16 protein-coding genes and 1 tRNA gene are annotated in these 22,689 nt (G+C 73.1%); 8 read left to right on the top strand and 9 right to left on the bottom strand.

Going from position 1 to position 22,689, the window contains the following annotated elements; genetic code table 11:
- The first annotated feature begins 2 nt into the window (after positions 1-2).
- From CP970_RS28395 to CP970_RS28385, 3 genes are all read left to right on the top strand, one after another.
- Positions 3-1,370 (top strand): PP2C family protein-serine/threonine phosphatase, encoded by a 1,368-nt coding sequence (locus CP970_RS28395; protein ID WP_055555379.1) that lies wholly within the window; start codon positions 3-5, stop codon positions 1,368-1,370.
- A gap of 120 nt (positions 1,371-1,490) precedes the next feature.
- Positions 1,491-2,846, top strand: a complete 1,356-nt coding sequence (locus tag CP970_RS28390; RefSeq protein WP_055555377.1) for a vWA domain-containing protein — start codon at positions 1,491-1,493, stop codon at positions 2,844-2,846.
- A 136-nt stretch (positions 2,847-2,982) separates the two neighbouring features.
- On the top strand, positions 2,983-4,332 hold the full coding sequence (locus tag CP970_RS28385) for an FHA domain-containing protein (RefSeq protein WP_150494083.1): 1,350 nt from the start codon (positions 2,983-2,985) through the stop codon (positions 4,330-4,332).
- Between the two features lie 17 nt (positions 4,333-4,349).
- On the opposite strand, the gene CP970_RS28380 is transcribed toward CP970_RS28385, so the two are convergent.
- Positions 4,350-5,315, bottom strand: a complete 966-nt coding sequence (locus tag CP970_RS28380) for a methyltransferase domain-containing protein (protein ID WP_055546096.1) — start codon at positions 5,313-5,315, stop codon at positions 4,350-4,352.
- A 102-nt stretch (positions 5,316-5,417) separates the two neighbouring features.
- Between CP970_RS28380 and CP970_RS28375 the strand changes: the two genes are divergently transcribed.
- The 4 genes from CP970_RS28375 (at position 5,418) to CP970_RS28360 (ending at position 12,730) form a co-directional block, all read left to right on the top strand.
- Positions 5,418-5,831, top strand: coding sequence for a globin (locus tag CP970_RS28375; protein ID WP_107098898.1), 414 nt, complete (start codon positions 5,418-5,420; stop codon positions 5,829-5,831).
- A 232-nt stretch (positions 5,832-6,063) separates the two neighbouring features.
- Entirely contained in the window at positions 6,064-8,820 is a 2,757-nt protein-coding gene (locus CP970_RS28370) for an FtsX-like permease family protein (protein WP_055546094.1), read from the top strand.
- Positions 8,821-8,870: 50 nt separating this feature from the next.
- Positions 8,871-11,765 (top strand): FtsX-like permease family protein, encoded by a 2,895-nt coding sequence (locus CP970_RS28365; RefSeq protein ID WP_055546092.1) that lies wholly within the window; start codon positions 8,871-8,873, stop codon positions 11,763-11,765.
- The gene (locus tag CP970_RS28360) at positions 11,762-12,730 is read left to right on the top strand and encodes an ABC transporter ATP-binding protein (RefSeq protein WP_055546090.1); all 969 of its coding nucleotides are present in this window, start codon (positions 11,762-11,764) and stop codon (positions 12,728-12,730) included. The genes CP970_RS28365 and CP970_RS28360 overlap by 4 nt, the downstream gene beginning before the upstream one ends.
- Positions 12,731-12,753: 23 nt before the next feature.
- Here CP970_RS28360 and CP970_RS28355 read toward each other — a convergent pair whose 3' ends face one another.
- From CP970_RS28355 to CP970_RS28320, 8 genes are all read right to left on the bottom strand, one after another.
- On the bottom strand, positions 12,754-13,440 hold the full coding sequence (locus CP970_RS28355) for a hypothetical protein (RefSeq protein WP_055546088.1): 687 nt from the start codon (positions 13,438-13,440) through the stop codon (positions 12,754-12,756).
- The gene (locus CP970_RS28350; protein ID WP_055546086.1) at positions 13,437-13,877 is read right to left on the bottom strand and encodes an acyl-CoA thioesterase; all 441 of its coding nucleotides are present in this window, start codon (positions 13,875-13,877) and stop codon (positions 13,437-13,439) included. The genes CP970_RS28355 and CP970_RS28350 overlap by 4 nt, the downstream gene beginning before the upstream one ends.
- 7 nt (positions 13,878-13,884) lie before the next feature.
- Positions 13,885-15,549 carry an energy-dependent translational throttle protein EttA gene (gene ettA / locus CP970_RS28345; RefSeq protein ID WP_079043394.1) on the bottom strand — a complete coding sequence of 555 codons (1,665 nt, stop codon included), beginning with the start codon at positions 15,547-15,549 and terminating at the stop codon, positions 13,885-13,887.
- Between the two features lie 131 nt (positions 15,550-15,680).
- Positions 15,681-16,208 (bottom strand): hypothetical protein, encoded by a 528-nt coding sequence (locus CP970_RS28340; protein ID WP_055546084.1) that lies wholly within the window; start codon positions 16,206-16,208, stop codon positions 15,681-15,683.
- Positions 16,209-16,323: 115 nt separating this feature from the next.
- Positions 16,324-17,718 carry a Cys-Gln thioester bond-forming surface protein gene (locus CP970_RS28335; RefSeq protein ID WP_055546082.1) on the bottom strand — a complete coding sequence of 465 codons (1,395 nt, stop codon included), beginning with the start codon at positions 17,716-17,718 and terminating at the stop codon, positions 16,324-16,326.
- A gap of 358 nt (positions 17,719-18,076) precedes the next feature.
- Complete coding sequence (locus tag CP970_RS28330; protein WP_055546080.1) at positions 18,077-18,529, bottom strand: single-stranded DNA-binding protein; 453 nt, start codon at positions 18,527-18,529, stop codon at positions 18,077-18,079.
- Between the two features lie 141 nt (positions 18,530-18,670).
- The gene (locus CP970_RS28325) at positions 18,671-20,506 is read right to left on the bottom strand and encodes a YfjP family GTPase (RefSeq protein WP_055546078.1); all 1,836 of its coding nucleotides are present in this window, start codon (positions 20,504-20,506) and stop codon (positions 18,671-18,673) included.
- A 4-nt stretch (positions 20,507-20,510) separates the two neighbouring features.
- A complete protein-coding gene (locus tag CP970_RS28320) occupies positions 20,511-22,208 on the bottom strand; it encodes a GTPase domain-containing protein (RefSeq protein WP_191094961.1) in 1,698 nt (565 codons plus the stop codon).
- Between the two features lie 271 nt (positions 22,209-22,479).
- Here CP970_RS28320 and CP970_RS28315 point away from each other — a divergent pair.
- Positions 22,480-22,552 (top strand) — tRNA-Arg (locus CP970_RS28315).
- The last annotated feature ends 137 nt before the right edge of the window (positions 22,553-22,689 follow it).

Genomic DNA, 22,689 nt, shown 5'->3' with positions numbered 1-22,689 from the left:
GTATGTCGCAGATGCCCCAACTGTCTGCCTGCCCCAGCTGTGAGGAGCCGCTGGAGTCGGGTGACCTGTTCTGTGGTGCGTGCGGGTTCGACCTTTCGGTCGTCCCGGCGCGGCCGGACGCCTCACCCAACGGGTCGGCCGCCAAGGCCGCCGCCGCACAGTGGCCACCGGCCCCCGAGGTGGACAGCTCGGACGTGCCGGTGCCGACGCACCGGCCCCACGACGTACCCGGCACGGACTCCGGGGGCACGGACCTCGCGCAGCCGGATCCGGGACCCGCGGGTCCCGGGCCCGCGGGCACCGAGCCCGACGAGTACCCGCTGCCCGCGCCGGGCACCGCCGGTGCGGCCGCGGCGCCTGACGCCCCGGACGCGGCGGGTACGAACCCGGCGGCAGCGCCCGGCGAGGGCGCCGACCCCCGGGCAGCGCCCCCCGAGCCGACGCCCCCCGCGGGCACCAAGCTCTGCGTGGCCTGCCGTTCGGGCCGCGTCGACCCGGACGGGTACTGCGAGAACTGCGGGCACGCCCAGCCCCGCGAGCGCGACCACATGGAGCAGGAGCTGGACGCGGTCGCCGCGGTCAGCGACCGAGGGCTCCGCCACCACCGCAACGAGGACGCGTTCGCGATCTCGGCGGCCGCGCTGCCCGACGGCTCACCCGCCGTCGTCGCGATCGTCTGCGACGGCGTCTCGTCGGCGACCAGGCCCGACGAGGCCTCGCTCGCCGCCTCCCTGGCCGCCAACGAGTCGCTGCAGGGCGCGCTGCCGCGCGGCACGCACCCCCAGCAGGCCATGCACGACGCGATCATCGCCGCGGCCGACGCGGTCAACGCGCTGGCCGCCGAGCCCGCGACCGCCCGCGACCAGGGCCCCCACCAGAACGCGCCCGCCTGCACCCTGGTCGGCTCGATCGTCGCCGGCGGCCTGCTCGTCGTCGGCTGGGTCGGCGACAGCCGCGCCTACTGGGTCCCCGACGACCGCTCGGGCCCCACCGTCCGCCTCACCGAGGACGACTCGTGGGCCGCGCAGATGGTGGCCGCGGGGCTGATGAACGAGGCCGAGGCGTACGCGGACGAGCGCGCGCACGCCATCACCGGCTGGCTCGGCGCCGACGCGTACGAACTGGAGCCGCACACCGCTTCCTTCAAGCCCGACCGTGCCGGTGTAGTGGTGGTGTGCACGGACGGGCTGTGGAACTACGCGGAGGCCGTCGAGGAGATGGCGGGCGCCGTGCCCGCCGACGCGGCCCGGCGGCCGCTGCACAGCGCGCAGGTCCTGGTCGGTCACGCCCTGGACGGCGGGGGCCACGACAACGTAACAGTGGCGGTCGTCCCGTTCCCGTTCGTGCCGCAAGGGGCAGGATCGGCCTAGAGCGGACGCTCCCGCCGTAAACGCGCGGGAGCCGATGCGCGCGCCAACACACGCGTCACCCGGCCGACTTGGGGGAAGCCGGGGGACGGATGTCCGAGGGTCTGAGGGGGAGCAGCATCCATGGCCAATTTCTCGAAGTCGAACGTGCCGCAGTTCTCGGTCGACGTCTATCAGAACGAGTTCCTGCCGGAGGGCGGCAGGGAGGTCAACGCCATCGCCACGGTGACCTCCACCGGCGGCGGAACCATCGGCTCCGCGGTCGGTGCGCCCCACTTCTACCCGGCCGGGCAGAGCCCCGACGCCGCCGTCGCGATCATGGTCGACTGCTCGGGCTCCATGGACTACCCGCCGACGAAGATGCGGGGCGCTCGGGACGCCACGGCCGCCGCGATCGACGCCGTCCGCGACGGCGTGCACTTCGCGGTGATCGGCGGCACCCACATCGCCAAGGAGGTCTACCCGGGCAACGGCCGCCTCGCGGTGGCAGAGCCGCGGACCAGGGAGCAGGCCAAGCAGGCCCTGCGCAAGCTCAGCGCGGGCGGCGGCACGGCCATCGGCACCTGGCTGCGCCTGGCCGACCGGCTGCTCGCCGCCGCCGACGTCGCCCCCTCCGCCGTACGGCACGGGATCCTGCTCACCGACGGCCGCAATGAACACGAGTCACCCGAGGACCTCAAGGCCGCGCTGGACTCCTGCGCGGGCCGCTTCACCTGCGACGCCCGTGGCGTCGGCACGGACTGGGAGGTGAAGGAGGTCACGGCGATCGCCTCCGCCCTCCTCGGCACCGCCGACATCGTCGCCGACCCCGCGGGCCTGGCCGCCGACTTCACGCGGATGATGGAGACGGCGATGGGCAAGGAGGTCGCCGACGTCAGTCTGCGGCTGTGGACGCCGCTCGGCTCGGAGATCAAGTTCGTCAAGCAAGTGGCGCCCACCGTCGAGGAGTTGACGGACCGTCGCACGGAGGCGGGGCCGCGCGCCGGGGACTACCCCACGGGATCCTGGGGCGACGAGTCCCGCGACTACCACATCTGTGTGCGGGTGCCCGATGCCGAGCTCGGCCAGGAGATGCTGGCGGCCCGGGTCTCACTGATCGTGCCGGGGGGCGACGGCGGCGTACAGACGCTGTCGCAGGGTTTGGTGCGTGCGGTGTGGACGGACGACATGGCGGCCTCCACGTCGATCAATCCGCAGGTCGCGCACTACACGGGCCAGGCGGAACTGGCCCAAGTCATCCAGCAGGGGCTCGATGCGCGTAAATCGGGAGATGTCGACGGGGCGACGGCGAAGCTCGGCCGCGCGGTCCAGCTCGCCAGCGCCTCGGGCAACGCGGATACGGCGAAACTCCTTTCGAAGGTGGTGGACGTCGTCGATGCCGCGGCAGGTACTGTTCGATTGAAGGCGAAGGTCGCCGAGGCCGACGAGATGACACTCGAGACGCGCTCGACGAAAACTGTTCGCGTGAAGAAGCAGTAGCGGAAGCAGTCGCCGAAGCGGTAGCGGAGGCGGCAGCACGTGCGGCTGCCGCACGCGAAGCGCTCCACCAGCAATCCGTAAGAAAAAGCGCAGTACACGGCCCTCGGGCCGGAGAAGGAGAGGGGGAAGCGCCGACATGCCGACCTGCCCGAACGGACACCAGTCGGGTTCCGACGACTGGTGCGAGGTCTGCGGTCACCGCATGGCCGGTGCCGTACCTCCGCCGCCCCCGCCGCCGCCCGCGGCCGGGTACGGCTATCCCCCGCCGCCGCCCGGTCAGGACCCGGGCTTCCCGCAGCCCGCGCCGCCGCGCCCGCACCTGGCCGCCGTGCCCGACCCGGCGCCCGAGGGCGAGCTCTGCCCGCAGTGCCGCACGCCCCGCGAGGCGAACGCGCCGTTCTGCGAGGAGTGCCGCTGGAACTTCCTGACGAACACGGCCACCTCGTACACCCCGGCCGCGCCGAACCCGCCGCTGCCGGGCACGCACGGCGGTCCGGGACCCGGCATGCAGCCGCCCGGGCCGAACCCCGCGCAGCAGTTCCAGCCGCCGCCGGGACCGGGCTACGACTACCAGGGCTCGCGCCCCTCGCAGATGAACCGGCCCGCCGAGCCGATCCCGCCGTTCGGCAACGGCGGCGCCCACGGCGGTGGCAACGGCGGCGGCCCCGGAAACGGCTTCGGCCAGCCGGGTCCCGGCCAGCCCGGCCCCGGCCAGACGCCGCCCGGCGCCCCGCAGGCGTTCCAGCAGCCGGGTCCGCCCCCGCCGCCCGCCTTCCCGCAGGCCCCGCAGGAGACCGGCGGTCCGCAGGGTCCGCCCCCGCCGCCGCCAGGTCCGCAGGGACCCGGTCCCGCGGGTCCGGGTCCTGGTCCCGGTCCGGGTCAGCCCGGTCCTGGTCAGCCCGGTCCCGGCGGCCCGTCCTTCGGCGGCGGAGGCGACGACTGGGTGATCTCACCGCCCTCGGCCCCCGCCCGGCAGGACCCGTTCCAGCAAGGTCCCCCGCAGCCCCAGGACCCGTTCCAGCAGGGCCCGCCGCCGCAGCAGGACCCCTTCCAGCAGGGGCCCCCGCCGCAGCAGGGCCCCGGTACCTGGACGGCGACGATCGGTCCCGACCGTGAGTACTTCATGGCGATGATGCAGCGCAGCGGTCCCGAGGCGTCGGGCCTGAACCTGCCCGCGTACTCGCCGGAGCAGCAGCGTCCGCTGGTCGGCAACCAGATCACCATCGGCCGTCGCCGCCACTCCACGGGCGACACCCCGGACATCGACCTGTCGGTGCCGCCGGAGGACCCCGGCGTATCGCACCAGCACGCGGTCCTGGTCCAGCAGCCGGACAGCAGCTGGGCGGTCGTCGACCAGAACTCCACGAACGGCACCACGGTCAACAACGGCGAGGAGCCCATCCAGCCGTTCGTCCCGATCCCGCTCCAGGACGGCGACCGGGTGCACGTGGGCGCCTGGACGACGATCACGATCCGCCGCGACTGACACCCGCGGGGCGGTCCTCACAGCGGCCAGACGTACGGCCCTTCGGGGTCGTCGAGCCAGGCCCATTCGTAGGGGCCGCTCACGGTGATCCCGAAGCGCTCGCGCACCGGCCGCTCCTCGCGCTGCCACAGCGCGAGCGCCTCATGGGGATCGAGGCTGCCCGCGGTCAGCTCGAGAAGGAAACGGAAGAGTTCGTTCTGCAGGGCCCTGCGCGGCAGCCCCCCGATGTGCTGCTCGTGCGGGGCCCTTCGGCTGCCGCCGCGCAGCGGTACGAAGTAGGCGGGCGTGTGCAGGAAGCGGCCCTCCGCGTACTCCGCGTCGCGCACCGTCAGCGTGATCAGGCCGGTGGCCAGCGGCGCGAGGATCCGGGCCCCCGGACGGCACTGGGCGAGCCAGGCCCTGGGCACCGAGCCAAGCGTGCAGGTGGCGATGATCCTGTCGTAGGGCGCGCGCTCGGCGCAGCCCGCCGCCCCGTCGCCGGTCACCACGGCCGGACGGTATCCGGCGGCCGCCAGGTGCCGGCGCGCGGACTCGGTGATCTCCGGGTCGAGGTCGACGGTGGTGACGTGCTCGTCGCCGAGCCGGTGGGCGAGCAGCGCCGCGTTGTAGCCGGTGCCCGCGCCGATCTCCAGGACCCGGTCCCCCGCGCGCACGTCGAGCTCGGCGAGCATCATCGCCATCAGGGACGGCTGGCTGCTCGACGACAGCAGATCACCGTCGCGCAGGCGGGTGGCCAGGGGCGCGTCCGCGTACGCCCCGCGCAGCCAGCGCGCCCGTCTCGCCGCGTCCGGGTCCTCGCCCCACAGCCGCTCGTGGCCGCCGCCCGCGTTGACGTAGTAGTACGGCACGAACACGTGCCGCGGCACGGACTCGAACGCGGCCCGCAGCCCGGGGTCGCCCCGCCAGACTCCGGTCGCGTCGATCTCCCGCACGAGAGCGGCCCGCGCCGCTGCGGCGAGTGCGGCATCGGGTTCGGGTTCCATGAGTCCACTGTGCTGCGCCGCCGCCCGCGATGCGAGTGGCGGGCGGGGCCCGGTCCCCGGGAGGTCCTAAGTCTTCCGTACTCGGCCGCCCCGTCTGAGACCATGGACGGTGTGAACGAGATCCCACGCGGCGCGCTTCAGGAGCAGACCTTCTACGAGCAGGTCGGCGGCGAGGAGACCTTCCGGCGCCTGGTCCACCTCTTCTACCAGGGGATCGCGGAGGATCCCCTGCTGCGGCCCATGTACCCGGAGGAGGACCTCGGGCCCGCCGAGGAGCGGCTCGCGCTGTTCCTGATGCAGTACTGGGGCGGCCCCCGCACCTACAGCGACCACCGCGGCCACCCCCGCCTGCGCATGCGGCACGCGCCGTTCACGGTCGACAGGGCCGCGCACGACGCGTGGCTCAAGCACATGCGCGCCGCGGTCGACGAGCTCGGGCTCTCCGAGGAGCACGAGCGGACGCTGTGGAACTACCTGACGTACGCGGCGGCGTCCATGGTGAACTCCGAGGGGTGATAGGTCGACTCCGAGGGGTAACAGACGAACTCCGAGGGGCGATCCCGGTAATACCCAAACCTCCTCCTGACACCTCACCCCCTTCCCCAAATGCCTGCCCTCTGAAAACATCCGGAAAGACCGCTGGGGGGCGATACGCAGGCAATTAGTCATGCCCGCGTACGCGAAGCACGCAGGCGTGCATACATGCACGCCTGCGTAGGCGCACAGCACGGGCACGGGGGGCACCAGGGTGACGGGGTTCATCTTTCTGCGCGTACGCGCGCACCGTCTGCTACTGGCCGCGGCCCTCCTCGCCGTCCTGCTGACGACGGCGGTCCTCGCCACGCTCACCGCGTTCTCCGGCGCGATCGGCGACGCGGCCCTGCGCCAGAGCCTGCGCACCCGCTCGGCGCCCCAGGCCGCGCTCGTCGTACGGACCCAAGTCCCGCCGGGCAAGGACGACGCGGCGCGCGAGGAGGTCGAGGAGGGCGCCCGGCGCACCTTCGACGGCCTTCCCGTGCGGTTGCGCTCCCTGGCCCGCTCGGGGACGTACGCCCTGCCGGAGAAGGAACGCGCGGGGCGGGGCGGCCAGCCCGACCTGACCCGCTTCGCGGCGCTCGACCGGTCCAGGATCAAGCTGGTCAAGGGCGCTTGGCCGACCGGCACAACAGGCACGACAGGTTCGGGCGGCACGGTCGAGGTGGCCCTGCCCGAGACCGCGGCGGCCAAGCTGAAGCTCGGCCCCGGCGCGGCCCCCCTCACCCTCACCGACCGCCTCACGGGCCCCAAAGTCACCGTGCGCGTCACCGGCGTCTACCGTCCCACCGACGCCACCGACCCGTACTGGCAGCTCGACGAACTCGGTGGACGCGGCGTGCGCAAGGGCGTCTTCATGACGTACGGGCCGCTGCTCGTGGCCCCTTCGGTGCTCACCGGGTCGCGCGTCTCGACGGAGGGCACGCAGTGGCTGGCCACCGCTGACTTCGCGGCCATGACCACGCGGCGCGTCGACGCGCTGCGCGACGCCGCCACCGAAGGACCGGCCGCGCTCACCAAGAACCGTGCCCTGGGCGGCAATCCGAGCGCCGACACCGCGCTGCCCAAGGTCCTGGACCGGGCCGAGCGCGCCCTGCTCGTCTCCCGCTCCACCCTGCTGATCGTCGCCCTCCAGCTCATCATGCTCGCCGGGTACGCGCTGCTGCTCGTGGCCAGGCTGCTCAGCACCGAGCGCGGCGGCGAGACCGAACTCCTGCTCGCCCGGGGCGGCTCGCGTGGCCGGATCACCTGGCTCGCCGCCGTCGAGGCACTGCTCCTCGCGCTGCCCGCCGCCGTCATCGCACCGTTGCTCGCGGCCCCGTTGACCCGGCTGCTCGCCGGACAGGGCGCCCTCTCGCGCACCGGACTCCGCCTTGAGGTGTCGGCGGGCACCGGGGTGTGGCTCGCCGGTCTGGTCACCGCGCTCGGCTGCGCGCTCGCGGTCGTCGCGCCCGCCCTCTCGGCCGCTTCGGGCGGGCGCCGCTCCGTCCGCGTACCCGCACTGCCCGCGCCGCTGCGGGCGGGCGCGGACGTGGGCCTCCTTGTCATCGCCGGGGTCGCCTACTGGCAGCTGGACAGCCGCACTTCGGGCTCCGGCGCGCTCAGCGACGACCGCGGCGGACAGCTCGGCATCGACCCGCTGCTCGTCGCCGCACCCGCCCTCGCCCTCCTCGCGGGCACCGTCGTGACCCTGCGCCTTCTGCCGCCCGCGGCACGGCTCGCCGAGCGCCGCGCGGCCCGCGGCCGCGGCCTGCCCGGCGCGCTCGCGGGGTGGCAGCTCAGCAGGCGGCCGCTGCGCGGCGCGGGACCCGTGCTGCTCCTGGTGCTCTCCGTGGCGATGGGCATGCTGGCGGTCGGCCAGGGCGCGTCCTGGGACCGGTCGCAGGAGGACCAGGCGGACTTCCGCGCGGGCGCCCAGATCCGGGTGCTCGGCAGCCGGGTGGCCGACGGCGAACAGGCCGGGGTGTTCGGCGCGTTGCCCGGGGTGCGCGCGGCCGCGCCCGCCGTCCGCGACACGATGAGCCTGTCGGACGACCGGCAGGCGACGGTGCTCGCCCTGGACACCGCGAAGGCCGTGCCCGGCCTGCTGACCCGCGACGACCTCGGGAACGGCGCCACGATCACCGCGGCGCTCGCACCTGACCGGGAGCCGACGAAGGCGGCCGCGGAGCCGCGCGCCGTGGTCACCGACGCCTTCCTCGACGCGAGCGGCTCCCGGGTCGGGGACCGGATCGAGGTGCCCGCGGGGAGCAGGAAGGTCCCGGTGCGCATCTCCGACGCGGTGCCCGAACTGCCCACGGCGGGCGCGCCCGAGGGCGCCTCGGGACCCGGTGGGGGCGGCATCCTGCTCGACCTGCCGACCCTCGACGCCCGCCTCGCCAAGGACGGCGCCAAGCCGCTGGCCCCTTCGGAGTGGTGGCTCACCACCGGCGACGGCGAGGCGGCGCAGGCGGCCGCCGCGCTGCGCTCCCGCCCCGACATCGACCCCGAACAGGTCCTGGTGCGCGACGAGATCGCCGCCCAGCTGCGCGACGACCCGCTCGGCGCGGGACCGCAGGCCGCGCTGCTCGCGGTGGCCGCGGCCGCCGCGGCGCTGGCCGCCGTCGGCTTCGCGGTGAGCGCGGCGGGGTCGCTGCGCGAGCGCTCCGCGGAGTTCGCGGTGCTGCGCGGGCTCGGCGCGCCACGGCGTCAACTGGCCCGGCTCATCGCCGCCGAGCAGGGCTTCCTGCTCGGGCTCGCGCTCCTGGTCGGCCTCGGCCTCGGCGCGGTCCTGACCCGCGCCGTGATCCCCCTGATCGTCCTCACCGGCGAGGCGGCCCAGCCGGTGCCACCGGTCCTGGTGGAACTCCCCCTGGGCCGCGTCGCCCTGCTGCTCGCCGCGACCGCCGCGGTGCCGCTCCTGATCATCGCGGCGCTCTCGCTGCGCCGCGGCGACCCGAAGGTGTCCCTGCGCCACGAAGGGGGCCACTGACATGCGGACGCCCACCCTCTGCCCCCTGACCGCCCGAGAAGGCTACTGACGTGCCCGTACCCGCCGTTGCCCCCTGGGTCCGCACCCGGCTGCGCGCCGCTCCCGGCGCCGCGGTCGCGCTCGCCGCGCTGGTGGCCGTGACCGCCTTCCTCGCCGCGCTCTTCCCGCGCGCCGTCGAGACGTACGAGAACGACGCGCTCCGCACCGCCGTCGCCGACGCGGGGGCCGCCCGTACCGGCATCGAACTCACCGCCCCCGCACCGGGTCTGGAGGCCGACCGGCGCGACCGCGAGGAGGCGCTGAACCCCGGTCCGCTGGGCGAGCGGTACGCGAAGACGCTCAAGGCCGTGCCCGCGCCGATCCGGGTGGACCGGGACCAGTCGACGTACGGCGCGCGGACCGTCAGGTCGCCGAGCGGCCTGGACCGTTGGCTGCCCCGGCTCGACGCGCTCCCGCCGCAGTTCACGCTGGCCGCCCAGGCCGGACTCGACCGGCACGCGCGCGTGCGGGAGGGGCGGCTGCCCCGGGGCGAGGGCGTCACGTCGAACAGCCGCCGCGTCGAAGCGGCCGTGACCGCGGACACCGCGCGCGTGATGAAGCTGCGCGTCGGCACGTCCGTCCACCTGCCGACCACCTACGGCCCGCGCGTCACCGTCCGGATCACCGGCATCGTCGAGCCCGTGCGCCCCTCGGGCGGCTACTGGGCGTACGACTCCGTCATCGCCGCCCCCGTCACGGAACTCGCCCCAGGACCCGCCCCGCAGCAGAGGCGCTGGCACGCCGGGCTGCTCCTGGCGCCCGAGGCGGGCGGCTTCCTGCCCGCCGTGGACCAGAGCCCGCAGCGGTACTGGCGCGTCGCTCCGGCGTCCGGCGACCTCACCGCCCGCGACATGAGCGCGCTCAAGGCGCGCATCGCGTCGCTGGAGAGCGGCCCGCTGCTCACCCGGCTGCGGGGCTTCACGGACAGGAGCGCCCAGGTCTCCAGCGACCTCGACGACGTCCTCAACGAGCACGCGGGGCTGCGCGACGCGGTCACGCCGGTGGTCGCCGTGGCCGCGTACGGCGTCGGCGGGGTCGCGGCGGTCGTCCTCCTGATGACCTGCGCGCTGAGCGCCGCGCGTCGGCAGGACGAACTGGCGCTGCTGCGCTCGCGCGGCGGCTCCGTGCGCGGCATCGCGGGCCGGTTGCTCGCCGAGACCTCCGTGGTGGCCGTGCCCGCGGCGGGCCTCGGACTGCTCGCCGCGGTCCTGGCCGTGCCGCACGCGCGCGTGGGGCCCTCGCTCTGGGCCGCGGCCGCGGTGGGCGCGCTGGCCTGTGTGGTCCTTCCGGTGCGGGCCGCGGTCGCGCACCGCAGGCCGCGCGCGCACGCGGGCCGCGACGACGTCCTGACGGCCCGCCCCTCGCGGCGCCGGACGGTGGCCGAACTGGTGCTGCTCGTCCTCGCGGTGGGGGCGGTGGTCACGTTGCGCAGGCGGGGGACGGGTGACGGGGGCTCGCCCGCGTCGGGAAGCGGCGGCGCCGGTTCTGGTGCTGGTTCCTCTTCCGGTACTGGTTCTGGTTCGACCGTCGGCTCGGCGGACTGGCTGGTCAGCGCCGCCCCGGTGCTCATCGGCTGCATCGCCGCGCTCGTTCTCGTACGCCTCTATCCCCTGCCGCTGCGTCTCCTCGCGCGCCCGTTCGCGCGGCGCAGGGGCCCGCTCGGCTTCCTGTCGATGGCGAGCGCGGGCCGGGCCTCCGCCGCCCATGTCCTGCCGCTGCTCGGCCTGCTGCTCGCCCTGACGACGGCGGCCTTCGGCGGTTCGGTCCTTGCCGGTGTGCACGACGCCCGCGACCGCACGGCGCTCCTCACGGTGGGCGCGGACGCCCGCGTGGAACGCACCGGCAAGCCGCTGCCCGCCTCCCTCGCGGCCGAGCTCCGCAAGGCCTCCGGGGTGCGCGAGGTGTCGGCCGTGCACATCGACTGGACCCTGACGCTGCCCGACGGTTCGGCCGTCCCGCTGGTGGCGGTGGAACCGGAGACGTACGCGCGACTGACCGCGGCCACCGGCCTCGGCCGCGTCACGAAGATGGACCTCACCGCGGCGCGCCCGGCGGATTCCGCCCCGCTGCCCGCCGTCGCCTCCCCCGACGTCGCCCGACGCCTGGGCACCGCCACCCACTCCTTCCGCACCCCTTCCGGCGACTTCACCGCGAAGGTCGGCCCCATCCGCACGACCACCCCCGCGCTCCCCACGCACGGCAGCTTCCTCCTGATCGACCGTGCGGGCCTGCCCAAGGCCAAGGACACGGCGCTGCTCGCGACGGGTGACGGCATCACGCGGAAGGGGATCGCGGCAGCGAGGGCGGCGGCGGAGGCGGACGCCGATGCGCAGGCTGGTGCCGACGAGGCGGAGACCAACACCGACGCGGAGGCCCGCGCCGAAGCGGAAGCCGGTGTCGTCAAAGTCCAGGTGCGTGCCGACGCGCGTGCGGCGCTGACCAGTTCGCCCCTGCAGTCCGGCGCCGAGAACGTCTACGCGGCCGCCGTCGCCGCGGCCGCCGGATACGCCGCCCTCGCCGTACTGCTCTCCCTGCTGCAGTCCGCGCCCCGGCGCCGCATGCTGCTCGGCCGACTGCGCACCATGGGCCTGAGCGCCCGCCAGGGCCGCGGCCTGCTCGCCCTGGAAGCCCTGCCGCAGGCCCTGCTCGCCGCGGTCGGCGGCGTCCTCGCGGGGTGGGCGGCGATCGGCCTGCTCGCGGAAGGACTCGATCTGCGCCGCATCGCGCTCGCCGCGCACGGCGGCCTCACCGGCCTGGGCGAGGTCACCCTGCGGGCCGACCCCTGGTCCCTGCTGCTGCCCGCCGCGGGCATCGTCGTACTCGTCGCCGGGGTGGCGTTCGCCCAGGCCTGGTGGACCACCCGGCGCACGGCCGCCGTCGACTTGAGGACAGGAGACAACCGATGACCGAGACCACCGCCGCGACCGGCCCCTCGCTCGCCGATCTGGAGGCGCGGGCCACCGCGCGCCGCGACCGGCCCGCCTACGGACACGACGCGCTGATCACCTGCGACCGGCTGGTCCGCGTCTTCGCCACCGACGGCGTCGAGGTGCAGGCGCTCCAGGGCCTCGATCTGCTCGTCCGCGACGGCGAGTTGATGGCCCTGGTCGGTGCTTCGGGCAGCGGCAAGTCGACGCTGATGAACATCCTCGCGGGCCTGGACGAGCCGACCGCGGGAGCCGCGCGCGTCGCGGGCTGCGACCTGCTCGGCATGGGCTCGAAGGAGCGGCTGCGTTACCGGCGCGAGGTGGTCGGCTTCGTCTGGCAGCAGACGGCCCGCAACCTCCTGCCCTATCTGACGGCCGCGCAGAACGTGGCGCTGCCCATGCAGTTGCGCGGCCGCACCGCCCGCTCCAAGCGGGCCAAGGCCGAACGCGCCGACCGGCTCCTGCAGATGCTGGAGGTCGCCGAATGCCGCGACCGGCGCCCGCACCAGATGTCCGGCGGCCAGCAGCAGCGCGTCGCCATCGCGGTGGCGCTGGCCAACGATCCCGCGGTGCTCCTCGCCGACGAGCCCACCGGCGAACTCGACTCGCACACCGCGGAACGGATCTTCGCCGCGTTCCGCACCGCCAACGAGGAACTCGGCACCACGATCGTCATCGTCACCCACGACCAGGCGGTCGCCTCCGAGGTCCGCCGCACGGTCGCCATCCGCGACGGCCGCACCTCGACGGAGGTCCTGCGCCGCACGGAGGTCGACGAGTCGACGGGCCAGGAGTCACTGATCTCCCGCGAGTACGCGATGCTGGACCGCGCGGGCCGCCTGCAACTGCCCGCCGAGTACACGGAGGCCCTGGACATGCGGGACCGGGTCGCGCTGGAACTGGAGAAGGACCACATCGGCGTGTGGCCGGACGAGAGGGGCTGAGCCGGCCGCTCCCCCCTGCCTGCCTACGCGGGCGTGACCGAGAGCCCTCCGACGCCGGACCGCCGCACGGCGATGGACCCGAAGTCCGTACGCAGCCGCATCCACGCCCCGGCCGAGAGCAGGTCGAGCGTGTGCCCGCGCAGGAAGCCCAGCGCCTGCGCCGCATGCGCGACCCGCACAGGGAGACCGGTGTCCGCGATGGTCCGCGACCAGATCTCGCGGCCCACCCGGTCGAGCTCGGCCCGCACCCGCCGCTCCTGCGGCAACTCCTCGACACGGGCCTTGAATTCGGCGACGGCGGCCGCCACCAGGCCCCGCACCGCCTCCGGAGCGGGCAGCCCCGGTTCCTGCCGCCAGCCGCCGCGCGGCGGAAGCACTCCGGCCCACGGGGGCCCGGTCACGGCCGTCGGTACGGCGGCGACGCCCGCCGTCCGCACCGACTCGGCCGACGCGGCCACGGACTCCAGGAGTTCACCCGCGGAGACGGTGACGTCGAGCGTCGTCTCGAGCCCGTCCTCGTACGGCTTGGCGAGCCGTGCCGTACGAATGGCGAGCACCTCGAAGGACGGCGGCCGCCCGAACACGGCGAGCGTGTCCCCCGCCGCCTGCAGCCGCACCGCGGCCGCCTTGTCGTAGTGGATGAGCCGGGCCAGGAAGGCGGCCAGATCTGCCGCCTCCCCGGCGTCGGCGAAGTGCAGCCGCGCGGTCATGCGGCAAGCGCCCCCGAGCCACCGTCGGCGCTGTCGTCCACGTACAGCTGGAGGTACGACTTCTCCTCCTTGGTGATCCGGCGCGGCCGCTGGGCCTCCAGATCGAACGGCACGACCACCGTCGAAGCCCGCACGTAGACCTGCTCGTCGTCCTTGATCTCATACGCGATCGTGAGCGACGCCGCACCTATCTTCGTCACCCACGACTCGACGGTGACCGGCTCGTGCCGGTGCACCAACGGCCGTACGTAGTCGATCTCGTGGCGGGCCACCACGGACCCGCCGGAGAACGACGGCGAGCCGTCCCCGGGCGCGAGCCGGAACATGAAGTCGATCCGCGCCTCTTCCAGGTACCGCAGGAAGACGACGTTGTTGACGTGCCCGAAGGCGTCCATGTCCGACCAGCGCAGCGGGCACTGGTAGATGTGCCGAGTCACAGCTGCCTCAGCCCCGGGTGAGCTTCTTGTAGGTGGCGCGGTGCGGACGGGCCGCGTCGGCGCCCAGGCGCTCGATCTTGTTCTTCTCGTACGACTCGAAGTTGCCCTCGAACCAGTACCACTTGGACTCGCCCTCGTAGGCGAGGATGTGCGTGGCCACCCGGTCCAGGAACCACCGGTCGTGGGAGATCACGACGGCGGCACCGGGGAACTCAAGGAGCGCGTTCTCCAGGGAGGACAGGGTCTCGACGTCGAGGTCGTTCGTCGGCTCGTCGAGGAGCAGCAGGTTGCCGCCCTCCTTGAGCGTCAGGGCCAGGTTGAGGCGGTTGCGCTCACCGCCGGAGAGGACACCGGCAGGCTTCTGCTGGTCCGGGCCCTTGAACCCGAAGGCGGAGACGTACGCCCGCGAGGGCATCTCGACCTGGCCGACGTTGATGTAGTCGAGCTCATCGCTCACGACCGCCCAGAGGGTCTTCTTGGGGTCGATGTTGGCGCGGCTCTGGTCGACGTAGGAGATCTTGACCGTGTCGCCGACCTTGATCGCGCCGGAGTCCGGCGTCTCCAGGCCCTGGATCATCTTGAACAGCGTGGTCTTGCCCGCGCCGTTCGGACCGATGATGCCGACGATGCCGTTGCGCGGCAGCGTGAAGCTCAGGTCGTCGATCAGGACCTTGTCGCCGAAGGCCTTCGACAGGTTCTCCACCTCGACGACGATCGAGCCCAGACGCGGGCCCGGCGGGATCTGGATCTCCTCGAAGTCCAGCTTCCGCATCTTGTCGGCCTCGGCGGCCATCTCCTCGTAACGGGCGAGGCGCGCCTTGGACTTGGCCTGACGCCCCTTGGCGTTGGACCGCACCCACTCGAGTTCTTCCTTCAAGCGCTTCGCGCGCTTGGCGTCCTTCTGGCCCTCGACCTTGAGACGGGACTGCTTCTTCTCCAGGTACGTGGAGTAGTTGCCCTCGTAGGCGATGGCGCGGCCGCGGTCGAGCTCGAGGATCCACTCGGCGACGTTGTCCAGGAAGTACCGGTCGTGGGTGACGGCGATGACGCAACCCGCGTACTTCGCGAGGTGCTGCTCCAGCCAGTTCACCGACTCGGCGTCGAGGTGGTTGGTGGGCTCGTCGAGGAGCAGCAGGTCGGGCGCCTCGATGAGGAGCTTGCAGAGCGCGACGCGGCGCTTCTCACCACCGGAGAGGTTGACCACGGGCCAGTCGCCGGGCGGGCAGCCCAGCGCGTCCATGGCCTGCTCCAGCTGGGCGTCCAGGTCCCACGCGTTGGCGTGGTCCAGGTCCTCCTGGAGCTTGCCCATCTCCTCCATCAGCGCGTCCGAGTAGTCCGTCGCCATGAGCTCGGCGACCTCGTTGAAGCGCTTGAGCTTGCCCATGATCTCGGCGGCCCCGTCCTGGACGTTCTCCAGAACGGTCTTGGACTCGTCCAGCTGCGGCTCCTGCATGAGGATGCCGACGCTGAACCCGGGCGAGAGGAACGCGTCACCGTTCGACGGCTGCTCGAGACCGGCCATGATCTTCAGCACCGTGGACTTACCGGCGCCGTTGGGGCCCACGACACCGATCTTCGCGCCAGGCAGGAAGCTCAAGGTGACGTCATCAAGGATCACCTTGTCGCCGTGCGCCTTGCGCGTCTTGCGCATGGTGTAGATGTACTCAGCCAAGAGAAACCGTCCGGCAATCAGTGTGTGGGCAGATACACCCCATCTTGCCTGACGGCCACCTCCCGGAGGAAACCCGTATTGCCGGGGGCTCGTGACCTGGACGTTCCTCGGCCACTTGGGTAGCCAACCCATCACCGGCTGTCACTATCGGTGACCGGTCGCTCGCCAGGATCGCCGTCGGGACGTCGTGGCAAGGCCATGTGCTTCTTCAAGGCGTCACTCGCGGCAGGAGCGGTGTCACGCACCGCGTCGGAATGCTCCGTGAGCTTCTCGGCACCCGCGTGTTCATCCTTGATCGTCTCCGCCGCACCGTAGGCGACGATGCGCTGCACCTGCCCGTTGTAGCGCAGCACACTCTGCGAGTAGGCGATCATCGCCTGCTGCTGCTCGGGCTTCATGTGGTGCACGACCGGCAGCACTGTCGTGAGCATCTGCGTCGGCAGATCGGTGGTCGACCGCGCCTTCGCGATCCGCTCCGCCACGCCCACCTCCATGACAGCGGCACGGAGAGCCGCCGTCTCCGCGCGGCGCTGCTCCTGGTCGTTGGTTTCCACCAGTCGGCGAGCCGCCTCACGAGCACCGTGGACGGCCATCCCCGCCCCGGCCACGGCCCCGAGGACGGACGCCAGGAACGCTGTGACGGCCTCGGTGAGATCCATGACAGCACCACCCCGAAGAAGGCAGGTTCGCTGGCACCCACCTTCTTGCCCTGCCGCGCCCGCCGCCATCGCCCTTTCTCCGTAGGCGGCGGGACCCCTGCGCACTACGGTGCGCTCACTCCTCGGTCGGCGCCTGCGCCGGGTCCTTCTTCTTGCGGAGGAGGAAGATCGCCATGCCGCCGATCACGACGAACGCCACCGCGACCCCCGCGATCAGGGGCGTATTGCTGGAGCTGCCCGTCTCGGCCAGGTCGCCGCCGCCCGAGGTGCCGCCTGCCGACGCGGGGCTCGGCTCGGAGACGGGCTGGGCCTTGTTGTCGAGCGCGGCGCCTTCGGTGCGGCAGTCGAGTACGCCCTTGAAGCGCTTCTCGAAGCCGTTGGGTCCCTTGATCGTGAAGTCGAAGGGCTGGTCTTCCTGGAGCGGGATCGTCACCGTCTGCGACGCGCCCGCCTTGATCGTGTGCTTGAAGCCCATGAGCTGGAAGGTGAACGGCTCGTCGCCCTTGTTGCCCGCCGTGATGTCCACGCCTCCCTTGGCGCAGTTCTTCTCCGCCGAGAGCGCCGGTATCGCACCCTTCTCGGCCCAGTTGGCGGTCGCCGTCGCCGAGACCGTGGACTCGCTGGAGCCCGCGAGGATCTGCGTCTGGCTTCTGGTCTCGGAGGCGAAGGCGCGTCCGACGGGGACCGTGGTCGACGCCTGTACCGAGAGCGCTGCCGAGCCGTCCGGCGCGTCCTTCGGCACGTCGAAGTAGATGCGGCTGCCGTTGGCCGCGGACTTCACGGGCTTGCCGTCCTTGCTGACGACCTTCACACCGCTCGCCGCGGAGTCGGCGGGCGGCGTCACCGTCACCGCGTCCGCGTCCGTCCGCACGGTGACCGGCCCGATGCGCTCCCCCGCCCGCCCGGAGACGGCCGGCGGTTCGAGCGTCAGCGACGCCTTGGGCTCCGCGCTGCTGCGCGCGCTCTTGTGCAGGTAGTCGGCGAGCTTCTCGGCCTGCGGGTCGATCGCGTCGACCTTGGCGCCGTCCGAGTACCGCCAGATCGCCACCTGCGTACCGGCCGCCGCGGTCTCCTCGGTCAGGGAGCGCGCACCCGCCTTCTCGGCGAGCTCGGCGAGGTCGTTCACCTGCGGGTAGGAGTGCTGCAGGATCCAACGGATCTTGCCCGCGTTGCGATTGGCGCTCAGCGAGGTGCCGCTCCAGGGGGTCTCCTGGTATTCGGCGTCCTTCTGCGTGGGGTTGTGGATGTCGATGCAGTACGTCTGCAGGGTGCCGCCGTTCTCCACGGACATCTCGAAGAGCCCCGCGGGCACCTGCTCCGTGCTGCCGCCGTCTCTGACCACGGCCTGGCCGTACGTCTGCAGGCCGTTCAGTGTCGCGACCGCTCCGCCCCGGTGCTGCGGTGCCTCTTCCGCCTCGGCCGCACCGGCGCCGGTTATCGCGGCCGCGGCGACGATCCCGGAGACCGCGACGACGGCGGCGAGGCGGGCCCCGATGCCGCGGCCACGCATGGACGACGCGCTACGCGCGCTCAACGCTGAAAACACTGAATTCCCCTCCGGGCGGGACCCGTTCGCATGAGGGGGGTGGTCCCGCCAGCAGATTGAAAAGGGCAGGATCATCCGCCACCTGCATGACAATGCCTGCCAACTGCCCCGTGAGTTACGTTCGGCATCCTAAGGAAGTGGCACACCACCGTCCCCAGTCATACCGTCGGATAACCGATCCGACTCGGAATCGTTACCCCCAACACCCTTTCCGAGCTGGGCTTATCGACAAATCAACGGCAGCCATTCGTCGATAAGCCGCACATCGGGCACCTTCGCCGGGACCCGAACTGACGGCTCATCACCACACTCGTCGCCCCACTCATCGCCCCACCGGCGACGGCTCTCCGTCCCGCTCGGCCGCCGGTTCCCTCAGCGCCGGTTCCCTCAGCGCCGGTTCCGTCAGCGCCGGGTTCGCCTTGAGCACCCGGCGGAACGCCGCCGTACCGCGCGAGAGATCATGCCCGACGACGACCGCCTCGATGTCCGCCGACGTCCAGTGCTGCCCGCCGCGCTCCTCGTCACGCACCCTCAACCGCCCCTGCACGATGACCGGTTCACCCACCGACACCGACCCCTGCACATTGGTGCCGAGCGCCCGCCAGGCCCACACGGTGAAGAAGTTGGTGTGCCCGTCGGACCACGTGTTCTGCACGCGGTCGTACTTCCGCGTGGGAACCGCGAGCCGGAACCGCGCCACCGGTCCCGTCGGCAACTCCCGGTACACCGGCGTCGTCGCTACGTTCCCCACCACCGTCACCATGGTCTCGTTCATGCCGAACCCCTCCCGTGCGTCCGCTTCCGCCGCCGCGCCCTCCGCGGCTGCGATCTCAGATTGCACCGGTCCCGCCGAGCCCGCTGAGCCCTGTGTACGACCGCCCGGTTGTGGATATCTCCGTCACCCGACGGAGGGAGGTCACCCGACGGAGGGAGCCCCGGCCACCCGGACGTACTGCGCCCTGACCTCGCGGTACCGCAGCAGTTCCGCCGCCACCGGATCGAGGACCCGCGCCCGCCCGCACCCGGCGGCCGCCTCGCGCAGCCGCCGTTCCGCGTCGAGGCCGTAGCGGCGCGCGGGGCCCCGCGCCGCCATCCGGCTCGCCCACTCCACGCACGGACCGCCCACGATGCCCGCCAGCATCAGCAGCGCGGGCACGCCCAGATTCGGCTGGGCGATGCCGATGATCTGCCCGATCAGCCAGAGCCCTCCGACGACCTGCAGCATCGTCATCGCCGCCTGCGCGAGGACCGCGACCGGCCACCAGCCGGGCCGCGGCGGCCGCCCCGCGGGGACGCCCGCGGTCACCGCCAGCTCGTCGAGCGCCTCCGGGAGCCCTTCGGCGCCGCGCACCGCCGCCTCCCGCACCGCCTGCCCCCAGGGCGCGGGCAGTCCGGTCGCCGCCTCGTCGGCCACCGTGCGCACGGCGTGCTCGACGCGCTGGCGGGCCGTCGCCTCCTCGTCCGCGGGCGGCTGCGCGACCGGCCCGGTGCCGATCTGCGGCGTGCGCCGCACCTCGTACCACCGCCACAGCCTGAACCAGGGATCGCCGCACGCCTTGCCCGCGTTCCTGCGCCAGGACCGCTCCGCCGCGTCGCCCGCCGCGGTCGCCCCCACGGCGTCCGCGAGCCGGTCGGCGAACTCCTCGCGCGCCTCCTCGCTGAGCCCGATCCGCCCGCGCCCCCGGCCCTGCGTCGTCCCGTTGACGTACACGGGGCGCAGCCGGACGGCGGCCGCGTCCAGGTCGGCCGAGATCCGGCGGGCCGCGGCGCCGCGGTCCTGGGTGAACTGGCCGAGCGCTTCGCGCAGTTCACCGAGTCCGTCGCCGGTCAGCGCGGAGAGCGCGAGGACGGTGGCGCCCGGCTCGCCGTGTTCGCCGAGCGCGATGCCGTCCTCGTCCAGGAGCCGCCGCAGATCGTCGAGCACCTGGTCGGCGGCGTCCCCCGGGAGCCGGTCGATCTGGTTGAGCACGACGAACGTGACCTCCGCGTGGCCCGCCATGGGCCGCAGATACCGCTCGTGGAGCATCGCGTCGGCGTACTTCTCGGGGTCGACGACCCAGATGACCGCGTCGACGAGGGCCAGGATCCGGTCGACCTGCTCGCGGTGTTCGCCGACCGCCGAGTCGTGGTCGGGCAGATCGACCAGGACGAGCCCCTGGAGGTCGTCGGCGCCGGGCCCCTGGAGCGGGCGGCGGCGCAGCCGTCCGGGGATGCCGAGCCGGTCGAGGAGTCCCGCCGCGCCGTCCGTCCAGCTGCACCCGATGGGCGCGGCGGTGGTCGGCCTGCGCACGCCGGTCTCGGAGATCATGACCCCGGCGAGCGCGTTGAAGAGGGTTGATTTCCCGCTGCCCGTGGCGCCCGCGATGGCGACGACGGTGTGCCGTTCGGAGAGCCTGCGCCGGGCGGCGGCCTCGTCCAGGACGCGGCCCGCCTCGGCGAGCGTCCCGCCGTCGAGCCGGGTGCGGGAGAGCCCGACGAGCTCGCGCAGCGCGTCGAGCCGGGCGCGGAGCGGCCCTTCGTACGACGTGGGGGGCGCGGTCGGCAGGTACGCGTGCGTGCCGGTGCCGGTGCCGCTGCCGCTGCCGCTGCCGCTTCCAGTGCCGGGGTCCCGTGGCCCGCCCGCCACGCGCCGCGCGATGAGGCCGTCGTCCCAGGCGCCTTCAGAGCCACCGTGCGGACGGCCGGTCCGCTCCTCGTACTCGGTGTCATCGGCGTGATCGGCGTGATCGGCGTGATCAGTGACGGCGGTCATGCGGTCACCTCTCCTTCTGCAGTACGGACAGGGCGGCGATCAGCTCGGCCTGGGGTTCCGGGTGGACGTCGAGGGCGTCCAGGGGGGCGAGCCTGCGCTCGCGCTCGGCGCCGAGGACCTTCTCCAGGTAGTCGGTCAGCAGGCGCCCGCCCCGGTCGCGCAGCCGGACCGCGCCCTGGGCGCCGATCCGCTCGGCGAGGATCTCGCCCGCCGCGCGGGCCCTGCGTCCGCCGAGCAGGGCGGTGGCGAGCAGCGCGGCGACGACTTCGGGGTCGGGCAAGGGGCTCTTGTCGATCCGCTCGATGCCGCGCACCTCGTCCTCGGCGTACTCCTCCAGGACGCGCCGCCACCTGCGGACGGCCATCCCGATGCGGTGTTCGGCGCTCTCCGCCTCCGGGTCGCGGTCGGCGAGTCCCTGGGCGCCCGCCGCGGGTTCGCGGCGCCACGCCTCGTCGATGCGTTCGTCGGCGGCGGTGACGGCGCACAGGAGCAGCGCCTCCAGGCTCTCGGCGATGGCGTCGAGCAGTTCGCCCGCGCCGCAGTCGAGCGGGTAGCTGCGCCACCGCTTCAGGGCTCCACCGGCGAGCACGCCACCCGCCTGGAGACGGCCCCGTACGCGCGCGTGCTCGTTTTCGTACGCCTCGTCGACGGCGGCCGTGAGCCGCAGCGCGGCCGCGTACTGCGCGGCGACGGCGCTCGCGAGTTCCGGCATCCGGGCGCTGAGCGAGCCGATGACGCCGTGCGCGGTACGGGCGACGGCCTGGGCGCGTGCCGCGGGCTCCTGGACTCGGTGGGTGAGCCAGGCGCGCAGCGGCGCGACGGCGGTGGCGGGGAGCAGCCCGCCGCCGCCCGCGGACTCGGGCAGCTCGGGCACGGTGAAGCGCGGGACGTCGCCGAGGCCCGCCTTGCTGAGCAGCGCCCCGTACTGCCGCGACACCTCGGTCACCACCTGGTGGGGGACGCGGTCGAGGACCGTGACGAGGGTGGCGTCGTGTTCCTTGGCGGTGCGCAGCAGGTGCCAGGGGACGGCGTCGGCGTACCGGGACGCGGTGGTGACCATCACCCATACGTCGGCCGCGGAGATCAGCTCGGCGGCCAGGACCCGGTTGTCGGCGACGAGCGAGTCGACGTCCGGGGCGTCGAGGAGGGCGAGCCCCCGGGGCAGGCTCTCCGCGGTCTCGATCCGCAGCGCCCGCTCCCCGTCGGCCCCGTCCGTGCCGCTGTCGATCCCCAGCAGATCGTCGTCGCCGTCCTCGTCGTCCTCGCCCTCCGACGGCTGTTCCTGGGGCATCCACACGCGCGTGAGGTCCGGCAGGACGCGCATCCCCGCGAACCAGTGGTGATCATCCGGATGGCAGACGAGCACCGGCGTACGCGTCGTGGGCCGCAGCACCCCCGCCTCGCTGACCTGCCGCCCCACCAGGGAGTTCACCAGAGTGGACTTACCCGCTCCGGTGGACCCGCCGACGACGGCGAGAAGGGGCGCTTCGGGCGCCCTCAGCCGGGGCACGAGATAGTCGTCGAGCTGCGCGAGAAGCTCGTCCCGGTTGGCACGCGCGCGTGGCGCCCCTGGCAGGGGGAGCGGAAAGCGTGCGGCGGCGACACGCTCGCGCAGGGCGGAGAGTGCGTCAAGCAATTGAGGCCGTACGTCCAAGGTCACCACATGCGAAGAATGCCCAATTTTGGCGGCTTTCTGAAGCATATGGACGCCTCTGCGCGCCGATCAGGCACAGGGGATGGAAGGGGCGACTGGGGGCGCAGGCATAACGAGTGCACAACACCCGGGGCGTGAGACGCCAAAAGCGATGCGAGATTCGCACCTGCCTGCGATTATCAGGACCGCTTCACTGAACCTCCACATCACGGCGCGGAGGTGAAGCATCAGGGACAGGGCCCCGGGAGCCCTATCCTTGTCCCCGGCAAGGTCACGGATCTCCCCCACATCCGGACTCCATGCCACCCGGCCACACCCGGCCCCCGTAGCTCAGTGGATAGAGCAGGCGCCTTCTAAGCGCTTGGCCGCAGGTTCGAGTCCTGCCGGGGGCGCTTTTTCTCGCGCGACGTTGCGCCCTCCCTTTGGGAGGGCATTTTTGCTGGTCAGAGGCACGTTAGCGCGCCGAGCGTAGTGGTGCCGTAAGACCTGACGAGCTCCCTGGTGAGGCGGATGAGGGTCCGGCTGAGGA

Source organism: Streptomyces kanamyceticus (assembly GCF_008704495.1).
Lineage (GTDB): Bacteria > Actinomycetota > Actinomycetes > Streptomycetales > Streptomycetaceae > Streptomyces > Streptomyces kanamyceticus.
The sequence above is the reverse complement of the archived record's forward strand: the minus strand, read 5'-3'. Positions and strand labels throughout refer to the sequence as shown.